Source organism: Hydrogenophaga sp. (genome assembly GCF_030158645.1).
Classification (GTDB): domain Bacteria; phylum Pseudomonadota; class Gammaproteobacteria; order Burkholderiales; family Burkholderiaceae_C; genus Hydrogenophaga.
In genome coordinates, this window is the sequence record NZ_JAOASO010000138.1 from 15364 (window position 1) to 30217 (window position 14854).

11 protein-coding genes are annotated in these 14854 nt (G+C 66.4%); 5 read left to right on the forward strand and 6 right to left on the reverse strand.

The window, feature by feature from the left end; genetic code table 11:
• The first annotated feature begins 44 nt into the window (after positions 1-44).
• The 4 genes from urtB to urtE are packed head-to-tail and all read left to right on the forward strand — an operon-like array spanning position 45 to position 4279.
• The gene (gene urtB / locus Q1W68_RS14970) at positions 45-1592 is read left to right on the forward strand and encodes an urea ABC transporter permease subunit UrtB (protein ID WP_300659508.1); all 1548 of its coding nucleotides are present in this window, start codon (positions 45-47) and stop codon (positions 1590-1592) included.
• Positions 1589-2701 (forward strand): urea ABC transporter permease subunit UrtC, encoded by a 1113-nt coding sequence (gene urtC / locus Q1W68_RS14975; protein WP_300717026.1) that lies wholly within the window; start codon positions 1589-1591, stop codon positions 2699-2701. Before urtB ends, urtC begins: the two co-directional genes overlap by 4 nt.
• The gene (urtD, locus tag Q1W68_RS14980; protein ID WP_300717027.1) at positions 2698-3570 is read left to right on the forward strand and encodes an urea ABC transporter ATP-binding protein UrtD; all 873 of its coding nucleotides are present in this window, start codon (positions 2698-2700) and stop codon (positions 3568-3570) included. Before urtC ends, urtD begins: the two co-directional genes overlap by 4 nt.
• 16 nt (positions 3571-3586) lie before the next feature.
• On the forward strand, positions 3587-4279 hold the full coding sequence (gene urtE / locus Q1W68_RS14985) for an urea ABC transporter ATP-binding subunit UrtE (protein WP_300717029.1): 693 nt from the start codon (positions 3587-3589) through the stop codon (positions 4277-4279).
• Between the two features lie 33 nt (positions 4280-4312).
• Here urtE and Q1W68_RS14990 read toward each other — a convergent pair whose 3' ends face one another.
• The gene (locus Q1W68_RS14990) at positions 4313-6019 is read right to left on the reverse strand and encodes a hypothetical protein (RefSeq protein WP_300648768.1); all 1707 of its coding nucleotides are present in this window, start codon (positions 6017-6019) and stop codon (positions 4313-4315) included.
• 131 nt (positions 6020-6150) lie between these two features.
• Complete coding sequence (locus Q1W68_RS14995) at positions 6151-6393, reverse strand: glutaredoxin domain-containing protein (protein ID WP_300648766.1); 243 nt, start codon at positions 6391-6393, stop codon at positions 6151-6153.
• Positions 6394-6498: 105 nt separating this feature from the next.
• Between Q1W68_RS14995 and Q1W68_RS15000 the strand changes: the two genes are divergently transcribed.
• Positions 6499-8487, forward strand: a complete 1989-nt coding sequence (locus Q1W68_RS15000; protein ID WP_300648764.1) for a hypothetical protein — start codon at positions 6499-6501, stop codon at positions 8485-8487.
• A 1-nt stretch (position 8488) separates the two neighbouring features.
• Here Q1W68_RS15000 and Q1W68_RS15005 read toward each other — a convergent pair whose 3' ends face one another.
• The 4 genes from Q1W68_RS15005 to Q1W68_RS15020 all read right to left on the reverse strand — a co-directional run bounded on the left by Q1W68_RS15005 (position 8489) and on the right by Q1W68_RS15020 (position 14819).
• The gene (locus tag Q1W68_RS15005; RefSeq protein WP_300648762.1) at positions 8489-10201 is read right to left on the reverse strand and encodes a tetratricopeptide repeat protein; all 1713 of its coding nucleotides are present in this window, start codon (positions 10199-10201) and stop codon (positions 8489-8491) included.
• 82 nt (positions 10202-10283) lie between these two features.
• Entirely contained in the window at positions 10284-11111 is an 828-nt protein-coding gene (locus tag Q1W68_RS15010; protein ID WP_300648760.1) for an urease accessory protein UreD, read from the reverse strand.
• Positions 11112-11215: 104 nt separating this feature from the next.
• Positions 11216-13504: an NADP-dependent malic enzyme gene (locus Q1W68_RS15015; RefSeq protein ID WP_300717028.1), complete on the reverse strand. Its 2289-nt coding sequence runs from the start codon at positions 13502-13504 to the stop codon at positions 11216-11218.
• Between the two features lie 67 nt (positions 13505-13571).
• On the reverse strand, positions 13572-14819 hold the full coding sequence (locus Q1W68_RS15020; protein WP_300648757.1) for an ArgE/DapE family deacylase: 1248 nt from the start codon (positions 14817-14819) through the stop codon (positions 13572-13574).
• Positions 14820-14854 lie beyond the last annotated feature (35 nt).

Here is a 14854-nt window from a genome sequence, read left to right on the forward strand (position 1 = left end):
CGATTCGTTGGCTCCGTTTGTTGGGGCTGTTTTTGGCGATCTGGATGGGCGCGGGCGCCGCCCATGCCCTCACACCGGCCGACGCCCTGGCCCTGGTGGACGGTGACACCGATGTGCGCATCGACACCCTGAACAAGCTCGCGGCCGAGCCCGACGAAAAAGCGTCGGCGCTGATCAAGGCCATGGCCGAAGAAGCTGTGCGCCTGCAGGGTGAGCGGGTCCTCATCGTGGTGGACGACGCTGCCGTGGATGCCGTGACCGGCGAGAAGCTGCCGCTGCCCGACGACGCGGGCGACGTGATGATCAACAACCGCCTGCGCAGCGCCATGGACAGTGCGCTGGCCGGCATGGAGCTGGTGGGGGCCGCGCCCGAACGCCAGCGCGAAGCCGCGCGCACCTTGCAGCGCAGCGCCTTTGAAGAACCCGACATCAGCCAGCTCGCGCTGATCGACAAGGCCCTGGCTGGCAACTTGGATGCGCAGGCACGCCAGAACCTGGAGCTGGCGCAGGCCGCCGTGCTGCTCGCAAGCGTTGACCCGGCCCAGCGCCTGGCCGCTGCGCAAAAACTCGGCGAAGCCAAACAACCCATCGTGCGGCCGCTGTTGCTGCAACAAATGGACAAGGAAACCGATGCCGGCGTGAAAGCCGCGCTGGCCGATTCGCTCAAGGGCATCGACCGCATGCTGGCTTTGGGCAACACCCTGGCGCAGGCCTTCACCGGCATCAGCCTCGGCTCCATCCTGCTGCTGGCGGCACTCGGCCTGGCCATCACCTACGGGCTCATGGGCGTGATCAACATGGCCCACGGCGAGCTCATCATGATCGGTGCCTACGCCACCTGGCTGGTGCAGGTGTTCTTTCGCCAGTCGCTGCCCGAGTATTTCGACTGGTACCTGCTGGCTGCCTTGCCCATCGCCTTCACCGCGTCTGCCCTGGTGGGCGCGGCCATGGAGCGTTCGGTGATCCGTTTCCTCTACGGCCGCCCGCTGGAAACGCTGCTCGCCACCTGGGGCATTTCGCTGGTGCTCATGCAGGCGGTGCGCAGCCTTTTCGGCGCGCAAAACGTGGGCGTGGAAAACCCGAGCTGGATGAGCGGCGGCGTCACGTTTCTGGGCAACCTCAACCTGCCGTGGAACCGCATCATCATCATCGGCTTCGCGGTGGCGGTGCTGGTGGGCGTGACGCTCATGATCACCAAAACCCGCCTGGGTCTCTTTGTTCGCGGCGTCACACAAAACCGGCCCATCGCCTCGTGCATGGGCGTGAACACCGCGCGCATCGACACCTACGCGTTTGCACTCGGCTCGGGCATCGCGGGCCTGGCGGGCTGCGCGCTCAGCCAGATCGGCAACGTCGGCCCCGACCTCGGCCAGAGCTACATCGTGGACTCGTTCATGGTGGTGGTGCTCGGCGGCGTGGGCCAGATCGCCGGCACGGTGTACGCCGCGCTCGGCCTGGGCCTGCTCAACAAGTTCATTGAAGGCTGGGCCGGCGCCGTGCTGGCCAAGATCGCGGTGCTGGTCTTCATCATCGTCTTCATCCAGAAAAGACCCCAGGGCATCTTTGCCATGAAAGGCAGGGAGGCGGCATGAGCACCGACGCCAGCACTGTTTTGCCGGCACCCGGCCCCCTGCTCACCCGCGCCGGGTGGAGCGCCTTCGTCGTCGCTTTGCTCGTGGTGTGCGCTGTCGCGCCGCTGCTCAACCTGTTTGTGCCCGAAGGCAGCGCCTTCCACCTGAGCGACTACATGGTCGGCCTGCTCGGCAAGATCATGTGCTACGCCATCTGCGCGCTGGCCATGGACCTGATCTGGGGCTACACCGGCATCCTGTCGCTGGGCCACGGCATGTTCTTCGCGCTCGGCGGCTATGCGATGGGCATGTACCTGATGCGCCAGATCGGCCGCGACGGCAACTACCAGTCGGACCTGCCCGACTTCATGGTCTTCCTCGACTGGAAGGAGCTGCCCTGGCACTGGGGCTTCAGCGACTCCTTCGTCGCCACGCTGTTCCTGATCGTCGCGGTGCCGGGGCTGCTGGCCTTCGTGTTCGGCTTCTTCGCGTTCCGCTCGCGCATCAAGGGCGTGTACTTCTCGATCATCACGCAGGCGGTCACGTTCGCCGCCATGTTGCTGTTCTTCCGCAACGAAACCGGCTTCGGCGGCAACAACGGCTTCACCGACTTCAAGCGCATCCTCGGCATGCCGCTCGCGACACCCGGCATGCGGATGACGCTGTTCGTGCTGACGGGGCTGACGCTGATCGGTTTTTTCCTGTTCGCGCGCTGGCTGGTCACCAGCAAGTTCGGCCGCGTGCTGCAGGCCATCCGCGATGCCGAGACGCGGGTCATGTTCACCGGCTACGACCCGCTGAAATACAAGCTGACGATCTGGGTCATCTCGGCGGTGATGTGCGGCATTGCCGGCGCGCTGTACGTGCCGCAGGTCGGCATCATCAACCCGGGCGAAATGAGCCCGGCCGCCAGCATCGAGATCGCCATCTGGGCGGCAGTGGGTGGCCGCGGCACGCTGATCGGGCCGATCGTCGGCGCCTTCTTCGTCAACGGCGCCAAGAGCTGGTTCACGCAGGTGTTCCCCGAGTTCTGGCTGTACTTCCTCGGGGCCTTGTTCATCGCGGTGACGCTGTTCCTGCCGAACGGCATCGTGGGCCTGCTGCGTCGCAAGAAGGACGATCCCTCATGACCCCCGATCTGATGAAGGCCGGCGCCCAGATCCGCCGCGCCCGCGATGAAAAGTCACTCGTTGAAAACGGCTCCGGGGGTCGCCAGGCCAGCTACGGCCGCTTGCACGAGCCCGGCACACTCGATGTGTCACACGGCGCCATCCTGTACCTCGATGACATCACCGTCAGCTTCGACGGCTTCAAGGCCTTGAATGCGCTGTCCTTGAGCATCAGCGCTGGCGAGCTGCGTTGCATCATCGGCCCGAACGGTGCCGGCAAGACGACGATGATGGACGTGATCACCGGCAAGACGCGGCCCGACCTGGGGCACGCCTACTTCGGCTCGACGATCGACCTGCTGCGCCTGCGCGAGAACGAGATCGCGTCGATCGGCATCGGCCGCAAGTTCCAGAAGCCCACCGTGTTCGAGCAGCTGAGCGTGTTCGAGAACCTGGAGCTGGCGCTGCGCGCCGACCGTGGTGTGCGCGCGTCGATGTTCTTCCGCCTCAGCGGCGAGCAGCTCGACCGCATCGGCGAGATGCTGACACTGATCCACCTGAAAGACAGCGCGCAGCGCAACGCCGGGCTGCTGAGCCACGGCCAGAAGCAGTGGCTGGAGATCGGCATGCTGCTGATGCAGGACCCGAAGCTGCTGCTGCTCGACGAACCCGTGGCCGGCATGACCGACGAAGAAACCGAGCGCACCGCGCAGCTGTTCCTCACGCTCAAGGGCAAACATTCGCTGATGGTGGTGGAGCACGACATGAGCTTCATCCGCACGATTTCGGAGAAGGTCACGGTGTTGTGCGACGGCGCGGTGCTGGCCGAAGGCACGCTGGACGAGGTGCAGGCGGACGAACGCGTGATCGAGGTTTATCTGGGTCGCTGAGGACAAACACATGAGCCTGCTCGAAGTCAAAGACATCAACCAGTACTACGGCGGCAGCCACATCCTGCGCAACGTCAATCTGCAGGCCGAGCTCGGCCAGGTGACCGTGGTGCTCGGTCGCAACGGCGTGGGCAAGACCACGCTGCTCAAGTCGCTCATGGGGCTGGTGCCCATCAAGAGCGGCAGCATCACGCTCGACGGTGTGCCCATTGCCGGCACCACGCCGTATGAGCGTGCCCGCATGGGCATGGGCTTCGTGCCACAAGGCCGCGAAATCTTCGGCCGCCTCACCGTGCAGGAGAACCTGCTCATGGGCTTGGCCTACAAGAAGGGCAGCACGCCCATTCCGCCCGAGCTGTTCGAGTTGTTCCCCGTGCTCAAGCAGATGCTGGGCCGGCGCGGTGGTGACCTGTCGGGCGGGCAGCAGCAGCAGCTCGCGATCGCGCGTGCGCTGGCGGCTGGCCCCAAGCTGCTGCTCCTGGACGAGCCCACCGAGGGCATCCAGCCCAACATCATCAAGGACATCGGCCGCGTCATCCGCATGCTGGCCGACCGCGGCAACATGGCCATCGTGCTGGTGGAGCAGTACTACGACTTCGCCGAAGCCCTGGCCGACCGGTATGTGGTCATGGAGCGTGGCGAGGTGATTGCGAGCGGCCCCGGCAGCGAGATGCAGGCCAAGGGCGTGCGCCAGCTCGTGGCCATCTGAACCGATCGCCCGATTCGCAGCCCGATGCCGCCCTCAGGCAGGTGGCGCGTGTCCGAGCAGCAGCGTGCAGCTGTCCGACACCTGATCGGCATCGAGCCCCAGGCCCACCAGCACGTCGTACAGACCTTCCAGCGCTTCGATCATCGGCTTGGGCGCGAAGTGCGGCGCCTGGTGCTGGCAGTGCTCGAGCGCGAATGCGTGCAACCAGTCGCCATCGTGGCGGTTCAGACCGACGCAGCCGAAGCGGTCGGTGAGTTCCATGAAACGCAGCAGGAGGCAGAAGCTCACCCAACCGGAGCTGAAGCGCGCCTGCGCGCGCGCCAGGGCATGAAGCCGGTCGCGGCTGAGCCCGCGCGGTGCGAGCGGTTCGTGGAAGACCGTCAACGCCAGCTCCAGGCCGAAGGCGGGCAGGTGATCGGGCGGGCTTTGTCGCATCACTTCATTCGCCAGCTGGTGGTGGATGGCGCGTGTGGCGTGCGCACGGTCCAGTTGGTGGACCAGCCGGGTCAAGCCCATCGGTTGCGCCATGCTGTGGCGCACCAGGCAGGGCAGCCAGAGTGCGGCATCGATGCGGGCATCGTGCAAGGTGCGCAAGGCCAGCAACGGGTGGTGTTCGTGACTGGCCAGCAGCAGGATGTCCACCACGGCTGCGCGTGCCGATGGGCACGACGGGTGGGCACGGTGACCGCTGCGGTGGGGTGCCAGCCAGTGCAGCACGTCGACCCAGGGGTCGGCCTCACCGGCGTCTGTGGTGTCGCGTGCGGCCTCGATCGCCAGCACGATGCGCTGCAGGGGCGGCAAGGCCAGGCAGGCGTGGCGCCGGTCCGGTTGCACCAGGGCCAGCCGCGCAGCGTGGGAGAACTGGTGGAGCAACTGGTGGCGCAGCCGGCGCGCCGGCTGGGGTTCCAGGCGTGCGCAGAGTTGCAGCAGACGCTCCAGCGTGCCTTGGCCCAGCGGTGAGAGGAGCCAGTGGTCGTCACACAGCTGGTCGCCCACACACACCAGGGGCGGGTGCTGGTGCGACAACCAGACCAGGGTTTCATCATTGTCGGGCGGCGTCTCCACCCGCTGCGCGATGTCCGCGGCAGGTGACCAGGGCAGGGCGAGCAAGCCCAGGTCGCCCACGATCTGCTGCATGCCCGCCGGGTCCGGCTCGGCTTCCAGGCGCCTCAGCGCCTTCGCCATCTGCGCGGGGGACAGCCTGTCCAGCCTCGGCTGCAGCAGCCCGATCACCTGCTGCAAGCCGTCGGTGGCTCCGCCCGTGCCGGGGGGCGACGGCATCAGTTGCAGCAGGTGCGACACCCAGACGGGCAGCGGTGCTGCGTCTGCCAGCAGGCTGCCGAGCAAGCCCAGCGTCAGTCGGCCTGGGTCCTGGGGAGGCACGCAGGCCCAGGCGGACACCAGGGCATGCGCCACCCGGTCGTGTCGGGTGTGGTGCAGCCGCAGGGCGTGCGCCATGTGCTCCAGCACGGGGGCCTCGACCGTGGCGTGCAGCACCCGGGCCGTGTGCAGGATCTGCACAAACGCGTGGTGGAAGTGTTCCGCCTGCTGCAGGTCGGCCTCATCGACGTCGATGTGCTGCAACTCCTCAAGTGCCTGGACCAGCAGGCCCTTGGCTTGCAACAACGTGAGTTCCTGCAGGGCGGCGCTGCGGATGTCGGTGCGCAGCAGCGATGGGTGCCTGGGCTTGCGCTGTGCGGCGTTGAAACGTGGCGGTGTGGGGGTGGGTGGGGTTTGCATGGCGTCTGGGACGGTGGGATGGAAAGCCCATCGTGCCCCGCCGCGCTGGTGGCGTGAATCGGCTCACCAACCGATGACGCGCTTGAAACGCCTGACCGTGCAGGCAACCGATGCGCACACCCCGAGCGCGCTCACTTGCCCAGCTGGACCAGCGCCGCCTGCAAACCCGACAGCCCTCCCACGCGTTGGTCGTTGATGAAGATCTGCGGCATCTGCCGCACCGACGGACCACATTTTTCGTAGAACGCCAGACGCTCGGTTTCGTCATCGATCCGGATCTCTTCGAAGGCGAGCGATCGGGACTTGAGCAGCATCTTGGCCGACTCGCATTGCGGGCAGGCGGACTTGGAATAGACGGTGATGTTGAGTGACATGGGGCGAGTTTACGGGCCGGATCCAGTCCCTCGGCGTTCGACGGGATGGACGCACGCGCACCACCCCGACCACACTGGCTGCCCCCTCACAAACAGGAGATGGTCATGTTGGGATGGTTTGAATGGGACGAGGTCCATCAGTGCCTGCGCGTCGTGATTCCGCCCTGGGATTGCGTGGATGCGCCGCGTCAGCCTGCCGACGTGGTGAAAGATCGGCAGGATGAACTCGTGAAGTTGATCGCCGGGATGTCGCTCAATCCGTTGCAGCGTGGTGCCATCAAAGATTACCTGTCACTGGCCGCCCACTGGATGTCCGAAGATCTCTTCAAGTTCGCGCTGGAAACCATGGTCTGCTTCGTGAAAGTCGATGCTTCACTGTTCGAGTCTGCCTTGACCGTTCAGAAGTTGGTGAGCCCACCGTTCAACGATCTGGTGAAGGCGGGCAATGCGTGTCGCCAGGAGATTGACGATCTTGTGGCATTGGGTCTGCTGATGTCGCGCACCACGCGACGCATCTATCTCAACGACCAGGTTTCGCGCGCGCGCGAGAGGCTGCACGACGACCATGGATTGGCCGAACCGCATGCCTCCATCAACCATTTGTTGGCCAGACTGGAAGCGGTGCTCCTGATGGCACCGCCCGCCCACGATGCGCCGGTGGGAGCCGCGCTGATCCCGGCTCAGGCAGATCAGCTGAGTACCCAGGTGCGCCGCCTCCTGCGCCGGCTGGTGTTTTCGATGGACAGCGCATTCCATGGGGCGCTGGCTGCCAACATTGACGCACTGGTGAAGGCTGAGCGGCAGGGCATCTTCCGTCATGTGGCCCAGGACCTGGGCCAGCTCGCCAGCGACGTTCCGCTCTTTGCCCTTTGCGAGCCGCTGTGGGTGCAGATCCAGCGGGTTGCAGACTGCAAGGATCGATCGGTGTTGCCCGACTGCCCGACCTTGGCACGCGAGGTGCTGGACCAGGCCGACGCCTGGATCACCGCTTGCGCGGGGGTGACCTACCGCTACACGCGAGCCTATCTGATCAGCTTGGGCAACCAGCAGCCCACTTCACCCCAACTCCTGCAAAGCCACGAACTGCTCACGCGCCACACCCGGGCTGCCGCGCAGCAACGCTTGAACCAGCGCCAACGATTTCTCGCCGGGCCCGCGCCCGCAGCTGGGGCGCTGACGTTGGTGGCCGACCCTGGGGCGCAGGTTGCCGACGATCCCGTGCACACCTGGCCGGTGGATCGCCTGGTGCGCTGGATCAACGGGCCCGTCACCAGTCAGGCGGCCGGCAAGGCGCTGGTCGATCAGCCCCGGCTGCTGAAGCGCGACAACGAACTGCTGGCCCTGGACCGCCAGCGCAGCGGCACCGAAGCCCCGGCCAAGGGCGAGAAAGACAGCCAGGCGCTCACCCAGGAAAGAGCGCAGGACATCGTGTGGCTGGGCCTGATCCAGTCGGCTGAGTACTTGCGTGACGAGCTGCGCGACCTCGGTGCGTTGGCCGACCGGCTCGGCCTCAAATGTGCTGAGCGCGGCAATGCCGCCACCGCCCTCAAGGCCATCGAAACCACCTTGCAGGCGATGGGCAGCTTCAAGAAAACCACCACCATCGCCAAGGCCCAGGCACAACTGGCGACCGCCAACAACTGCCTTGAAACGCTGCGCGCTTTTATCAAACCGGTGCAGGTTGCCGCCGAGAAGTTGCTGCGGTTTGGCGAATGCCTGGTGTTGCAGCTGCGCCAGGAGACCTTGGCGATGGGCAAGCACCACGGCGGGGTGATCGGTTGCCCGATGGCGTTGAACCAATGGGGCGCCGTGCGGGACCGTTTTCATCGGCGTTACTGCTCCCCGGTCCAGGTGTTGACCATGGACGGCGAACGCGTTCTGCTGCGCAGCGACCAGGCGCTGGCGCTGCACGTCACCGCCGGCAGTCAGAGCGGCTATGCGTTCGATGTGTCGGTGCACCTGTGGCAACGGCTGGACGAGTCGAAGGACGATCCCTTCGACACGTCGAGCGTGGAGCTGTTCCCGCCGATGAACACCCAGGGATGGTTTGACACCTTCATCACGTGCGCGGTGCTGCACGTGCCGCTGCCGTGAATCAGGCGGCGCTGACGGGCAAGCCGGCCGCACCCGGCGGCTTGTAGCCGGCGGGCAACGACACACCGCCCGGTGTGGCCACCGCGCCCGTGTGTTCACCCAGGCGCGAGTGCTGCGCGCTGGTGCGGTAGCGCTCGCGCAGCGCGTGGGTGCGCTCGGCCAGCGCCTCGTGGTCCGCAATGCGCACGTTGTAGCGCTGCAGCACCTGGTGGGCGGACTCGATCAATTTGGCGTTGAGTGTTCGCTCACCGTCCTCCAGCAGTTTCATCACCGTGCCCTGCGGGTCGCCCTTGATGCTGAGCGTCATGGCCTGCTCGGTCATTTTCAGAATCTGGCTGTGTGCGCTGCGCACCCGGTCGGCAAAGCCCTGCACGCCCGAGGCGGCGCAGGCCATCAGCTCGCTCATGGCCTTGCTGGTGCAAAAGCGCAGGGCCAGCGTGTCCACGGCGGCCTCGGATTCGTTGAGCGCGATCGATCGCATCTGCAGGCGGCCCATGAGCGCGAGCAGGTTGCACGCGGTCTCGAAGTCGAAGTCGGGGCTCAGGGCGTCGTTGGCCAGGCGGCGCACGTCGTCGAGCGCGCGCGCGGTGTTCTGGTGCTGCAGCGCCAGCAGGCTTTCGGCCATGCCGAGCAGGCGGTGGGGCCGGGCCGGCGCATGGCTGCGGTCACGCAGGCGGGTGAGCTGGTCCACCGTGCGGGCCAGGCCGCGCTGGTCGTTGTTGTCCAGCCGCGCGAAGGCCAGCATCAACAGGGCCTGGGGGTCGAACATCTTGGAGTCCAGTCCCAGGCGCGTGGCGCGGTCCAGCAGTTCCACGCCTTCGCTTTTCTCGCCGGTGTAATAGGCCAGCATGCCATGCTTGAGCAGGCGGCTGATGGACGACGGGGTCAGCTTGGTGGCCATCTGGTAGGTGGTCAGCGCGCTCTGGAAGTTGCCCAGCTCGAACTGCGCGCGGCCCATCACGTCGTAGGCGTCGGCGTATGCGTTGTCGTCCTGGATCAGGCTCTCCAGCGTGGTCACAGCCTTCGCCGGTTGGCCGCTCTCGAGCTGGGCACGCGCCACACCCAGACGGGCCCAGGGCAGCGTTTTCGCGGCGATCACCGCTTCGTAGAGCTTTTGCGCGTCGCCGATGTCCCCGTTGCGCAGCAGCAGTTCGGCGCCGATGCGCGCCGCGTAAAGCCAGTAAGTTCCCCGGGTCTCAAAGCGCTCCAGGCACAGCGCGGCGGCCTCGTCGAACCGCTCGGCGTCGATGGCGGTGAAAATGCCTTCCAGCGCTTTTTTTCGCTGTCGCGCCATCATGATGCGATCGCTCAGGCGGGCGCCGGTGTGGGGCTTGAGCAAATAGGCGTCGAGCGCAGACTCCGCGGCTTCAGCCACCTTGGCGTACGAGGCCTCGGCGGTGATCATGATGAACACCGTGTAAAAAGGCAGCAGCTGGTTGCGCCGCAGGTCGTCCAGCAGGTCCTGACCCGACATGGAATCGCGGTCGAAATGCTGTTCGCAGATCACCACGTCGTAACGGTTCACTTCCAGCTTGCGCCGGGCATCCACCAGCCGCGTGCACTGCGACACCGTCCCCACACCGAGTTCGCGCAACTGCGACACGATGATGGAACGCGACTGCAGGTTGCCCTCGATCACGAGTGCGTGGGCATCTTGCAGGTGGTTGGCGGCGGCGGGCATGGGTGGCTCGGGGCGCGCGGCGTGTGCGCCCATCAATGGCTGCTCCATTGTGTGCACGGGGTGGGCGTTCAGGTGCACCGATCAGCGGGTGCTTTGCACCCCAATTCGGTGTGGCTCAGACGCTCCAGATGCGCGGCGGGGTGTTGCGCAAACCCCAGGCTTCGGTGCGCAAAGTGCCCCAGACCCGCTGGAACAGCGCCATCAGCGGCTCCACCAGCGGCGCCACGGCTCGCACCACCAGCATGCGCGGGTTGGGGCAGGTGGCGCCCACGGGCACGCCGTGTTCGTCGCCCAGCACCGAGCGCACCACCGCCAGCAAATGCTCGCGGCGCTCGCGTGTGAGTGGCGTGCCCGTGGCCAGCCAGAGCGTGCCCATGCACTTGTGACCGCCCAGCCCCAGTGGGGATTCCAGCAGGCGCGTGTCGGCAGCATCGATGTGTGAGCGCTCCAGCCACAAACCCGGGATCTCCAGGTGTTGGGTCAGGCTGCCCCGATCAAATGGCTGGCCTGCGGTGGGCAGACCGAGCGCGCACACGTCCCAGCCGATCATTTCGGCGCCTTCGGCCAGCGTGGCGCGCAGCGTGTTGTGGGCGAGGCAGCCGGGGTAGGCAATGGCTTCCAGTGGCAGCCATTCGAGCCGTGCGCCTTCGTCGAGCGTGAGCACAATCCGCTGTTCGGTGGCGGGGCCGTCGGATTTGTAGAAGCGTGTTGCCCCGGGGGTGGCCAGCAGTCCGTGCGATTGGGTCGCCGCATGGGCGTTGACCACCAGCACATCGCCACCGACCAGTCCGCCCGGCGGGTGCACGATGACGTTGTGACAGATGCCGTGGCCCTCGGGGTAGAGGCTTTTGAGGATGCGCAGCGGACCGGTGTGGGCGTGCCGAAGCACGGTGCGCTGGTCGTCGCGGCGGTATTGGAGGTCGAGTTGGGCGTGCCAGGACATGCCGCGAGTTTAGGGGCTCGGTCGTGGCGTTGGCGGCGCGGAACCGGAACGTGTCGCTCATGAAAAAGGGGCGCCGAAGCGCCCCTGGTGTGCCGCAGGTGCACTCAATGCCTGGGTGCGCCGGTGGCCGCAGCCAGCGCCGTCATGTTGAGCACGCGCCGCACGGTGGCCGCCGGCGTGAGGATGTGCACCGTGCGCGCGGCGCCCATCAGGATGGGTCCGACCGTCACCCCCCCGCTGGCCGTGGTCTTCATCACGTTGTAGAGGATGTTGGCTGCGTCCAGGTTGGGGCAGATCAGCAGGTTGGCCGAGCCCGTGAGCGTGGTGTCGGTGAGGTAGGCGCTTCGGATCTCGGGCTGCAATGCAGCGTCGCCGTGCAGCTCGCCGTCGCATTCGATCTCGGGGTGTGCGGCCACGAACAGGTCGCGGGCGTGGGCCATCTTGCGGGCCGAGGCGCGCTTGCTCGACCCGTAGCTGGAGTGCGAGAGGAATGCGATCTTGGGCGGCAGGCCGAAGCGCTGCACTTCCTGTGCCGCCATCCAGGCGATCTCGGCCAGTTCCTCGGCGCTGGGCATCTCGTTCACGTACGTGTCGGCGATGAAGATCGGGCCGCGGTCGGTCATGAGCGCGTTGACCGAGGCGTAAAGCCCCGCGCCTTCGCGTCTGCCCAGCACATGGTCGATGCGCTCCAGGTGCGTCATGTAGCCGCCCACCAGACCGCAGATGAGCGCATCCGCATCCCCCAGCGACACCATGAGCGAACCGATGATGGTGTTGGAGCGGCGCACGGCGGCCTTGGCCACCTCGGGCGTGGCGCCCTCGCGGCCCATGAGCTGGTGGTAGTGCTCCCAGTACTGGCGGAAGCGCGGGTCGTCCTCGGGGTTGACGTTCTGCACGTCCTGCCCGAGCTTCATGCGCAGGCCGGCCTTGGCAATGCGCGCCTCGATCACGGCCGGGCGCCCGATCAGGATGGGCATCGCGAGCTGGTCATCGATCGCCATCTGCGCCGCGCGCAACGCGCGTTCGTCTTCGCCGTCGGCGTAGGCCACGCGTGCCTTGTTCGGCAAGGCTTTGGCAGCGTGAAAGATCGGCTGCATCAGGATGCCGGTCTGGTAGACGAAGCGGCTGAGTTCCTGCCGGTAGGCTTCCATGTCCTGGATCGGCCGCGTGGCCACACCGGAGTCGGCCGCGGCCTGCGCCACGGCGGGGGCGATGCGCAGGATCAGGCGCGAGTCGAACGGCTTGGGAATGATGTACTCGGGGCCGAAGCTGAGGTCTTGCCCGGCGTAGGCGTTGGCCACCTCCTCGCTGGTCTCGCTTTTGACCAGATCGGCGATCTGGCGCACGCAGGCCAGTTTCATTTCTTCGGTGATCTTGGTCGCGCCGCAGTCGAGTGCCCCACGGAAGATGTAGGGGAAGCACAGGACGTTGTTGACCTGGTTGGGGTAGTCGCTGCGGCCGGTGGCGATGATGCAGTCCGGCCGCACCGCCTTGGCCAGCTCGGGCCGGATCTCGGGCTCGGGGTTGGCCAGCGCCAGCACGATGGGTTGGGGTCCCATGGTCTTCATCATCTCGGCGGTGAGCACGCCGGGCGCCGAGCAACCCAGGAACACGTCGGCGCCGTTGACCGCATCGGCCAGCGTGCGCAGCTCGGTCTTTTGCGCGAAGCGCGCCTTCGATTCGTCGTAGCCACCGGGGCGCCCTTCGTACACCACGCCTTTGGAATCGCACACGAAGATGTTGCTGCGTGCCACGCCCAGGCCGACCATCACGTCCAGGCAGGCGATGGCAGCCGCCCCCGCGCCGCTCACGGCCACCTTCACATCACCGATGTGCTTGCCCACCAGTTCCAGGCCGTTGAGCAGGGCGGCGGCCGAGATGATGGCGGTGCCGTGCTGGTCGTCGTGGAACACCGGGATGCCCATGCGCTCGCGCAGCTTCTTCTCGATGTAGAAGCACTCGGGCGCCTTGATGTCTTCGAGGTTGATGCCGCCCAGCGTGGGCTCCAGCGCGGCGATGATCTCGACCAGCTTGTCCGGGTCCTTTTCGTCCAGCTCGATGTCGAACACGTCGATGCCGGCGAACTTCTTGAACAGGCAACCCTTGCCCTCCATCACCGGCTTGCTGGCCAGCGGGCCGATGTCGCCCAGGCCGAGCACGGCGGTGCCGTTGGTGATCACGCCGACCAGGTTGCCCCGGCTGGTGTATTCGGCCGCGAGCCTGGGGTCGGCCTCGATGGCCAGGCAGGGGTAGGCCACACCGGGGGAGTAGGCCAGCGACAGATCGCGCTGGTTCGACAGGGGCTTGGTGGGGTTGACGGAAACCTTGCCGCGGCGCGGCAGGCGGTGGTACTCGAACGCGGCGTCGCGCAGGGCTTCTTCGGCGGGTGTCATGGGGTCTCCAGTGGCCATTGTTGTGGGGGTGATTGTCCCCTTCGCCGGGGGCTGAGTCATCGGGGTTTCAGCTGGGTTGCAGCAGATCGAACAGCGTGCGTGCAATCACTTTGGTGGCCCGTTTCAGGTCGTCCAGCACCAGGTGTTCGTCGGCCCGTTTGGCGTTGGACTCGCGCACCGTGCGCGGACCGGCACCGTAGATGACGCCTGGAATGCCGTGCTCGGCGTACAGGCGCACGTCGGTGTAGAGGGGGGTGCCCACGGCGGCAATGGATTCGCCGAACACCGCCTGGCCGTGCTTCTGGATGGCCTCGACCAGCGGCTGGTTGCCGGGCAGGGGTTGGAGCGCGCGCGCGAGCAGGATGCGTTTCACGTCGACGCGGATGTCATGGCCGCCGCGTGGCGGGCGGAAGCTGGCGGCGGCATCGGCGATCGTGCGGCGCAGCGCAGCTTCCACCTCGGCCGGGTCCTCTTCCGGGATCATTCGGCGGTCGATCTTGAGCACCACTTTGCCGGGGACTACGTTGGTGTTGGTACCGCCGCTGATCTGGCCCACGTTGAGGTACGGGTGGGTGATGCCTTCGACGCTGGAGGAGACTTTCAGGTAGTCGGCGTTGAGTGCGTAGAGCGCGTTGAGCATGTGGGTGGCGCCCTGCAGCGCGTCGGTGCCGCTGTCCGGAATGGCGGCGTGCGCCATGTCGCCGTGCACCGTCACTTCGAGTTGCAGGCAGCCGTTGTGCGCCACCACCACCTGGTAGCTGAAGCCCGCTGCAATCATCAGGTCCGGCCTGGTCAGGCCCCTCTTCAGCAGCCATTCGGGGCCGACCTCGCCACCGAATTCCTCGTCGTAGGTCACGTGCAGTTCCACACCGCCGGCGAGCTTCGCGTTCAGCGATTCGAGCGCGCGGATGGCGAAGGTGAAACTGGCGATGTCGCTCTTGCTGACGGCGGTGGCGCGGCCAAACATTTTTCCGTCGACGATCTCACCCCCATAGGGGTCGTGCGTCCAGCCTTCACCGGGCGGCACCACATCGCCATGTGCGTTCAGTGCAATGGTCTTGCCAGGGCCATAGGCCCTGCGCACGATCAGGTTGGTGATGCTCTGCAGGCCGGCCGCTCGCACTTCGCTGGCGGGAACGGCATGCTGCTCCGCGCTCAGGCCCATGGCCGCGAGCAGTTCGGCGGTGCGCTCGGCGTGCGGTGCGTTGTTGCCCGGCGGGGTGTCGGTGGGCACGCGCACCAGCTCCTGCAGAAAGCGCACTTCCTCGTCGAAGTGGGCGTCGATCCAGGCGTCGAGTTGTTGTTCGGGTCTCATGGGGTTCCGTTCTTGTGTTCGGAAGCGAGTTGGTC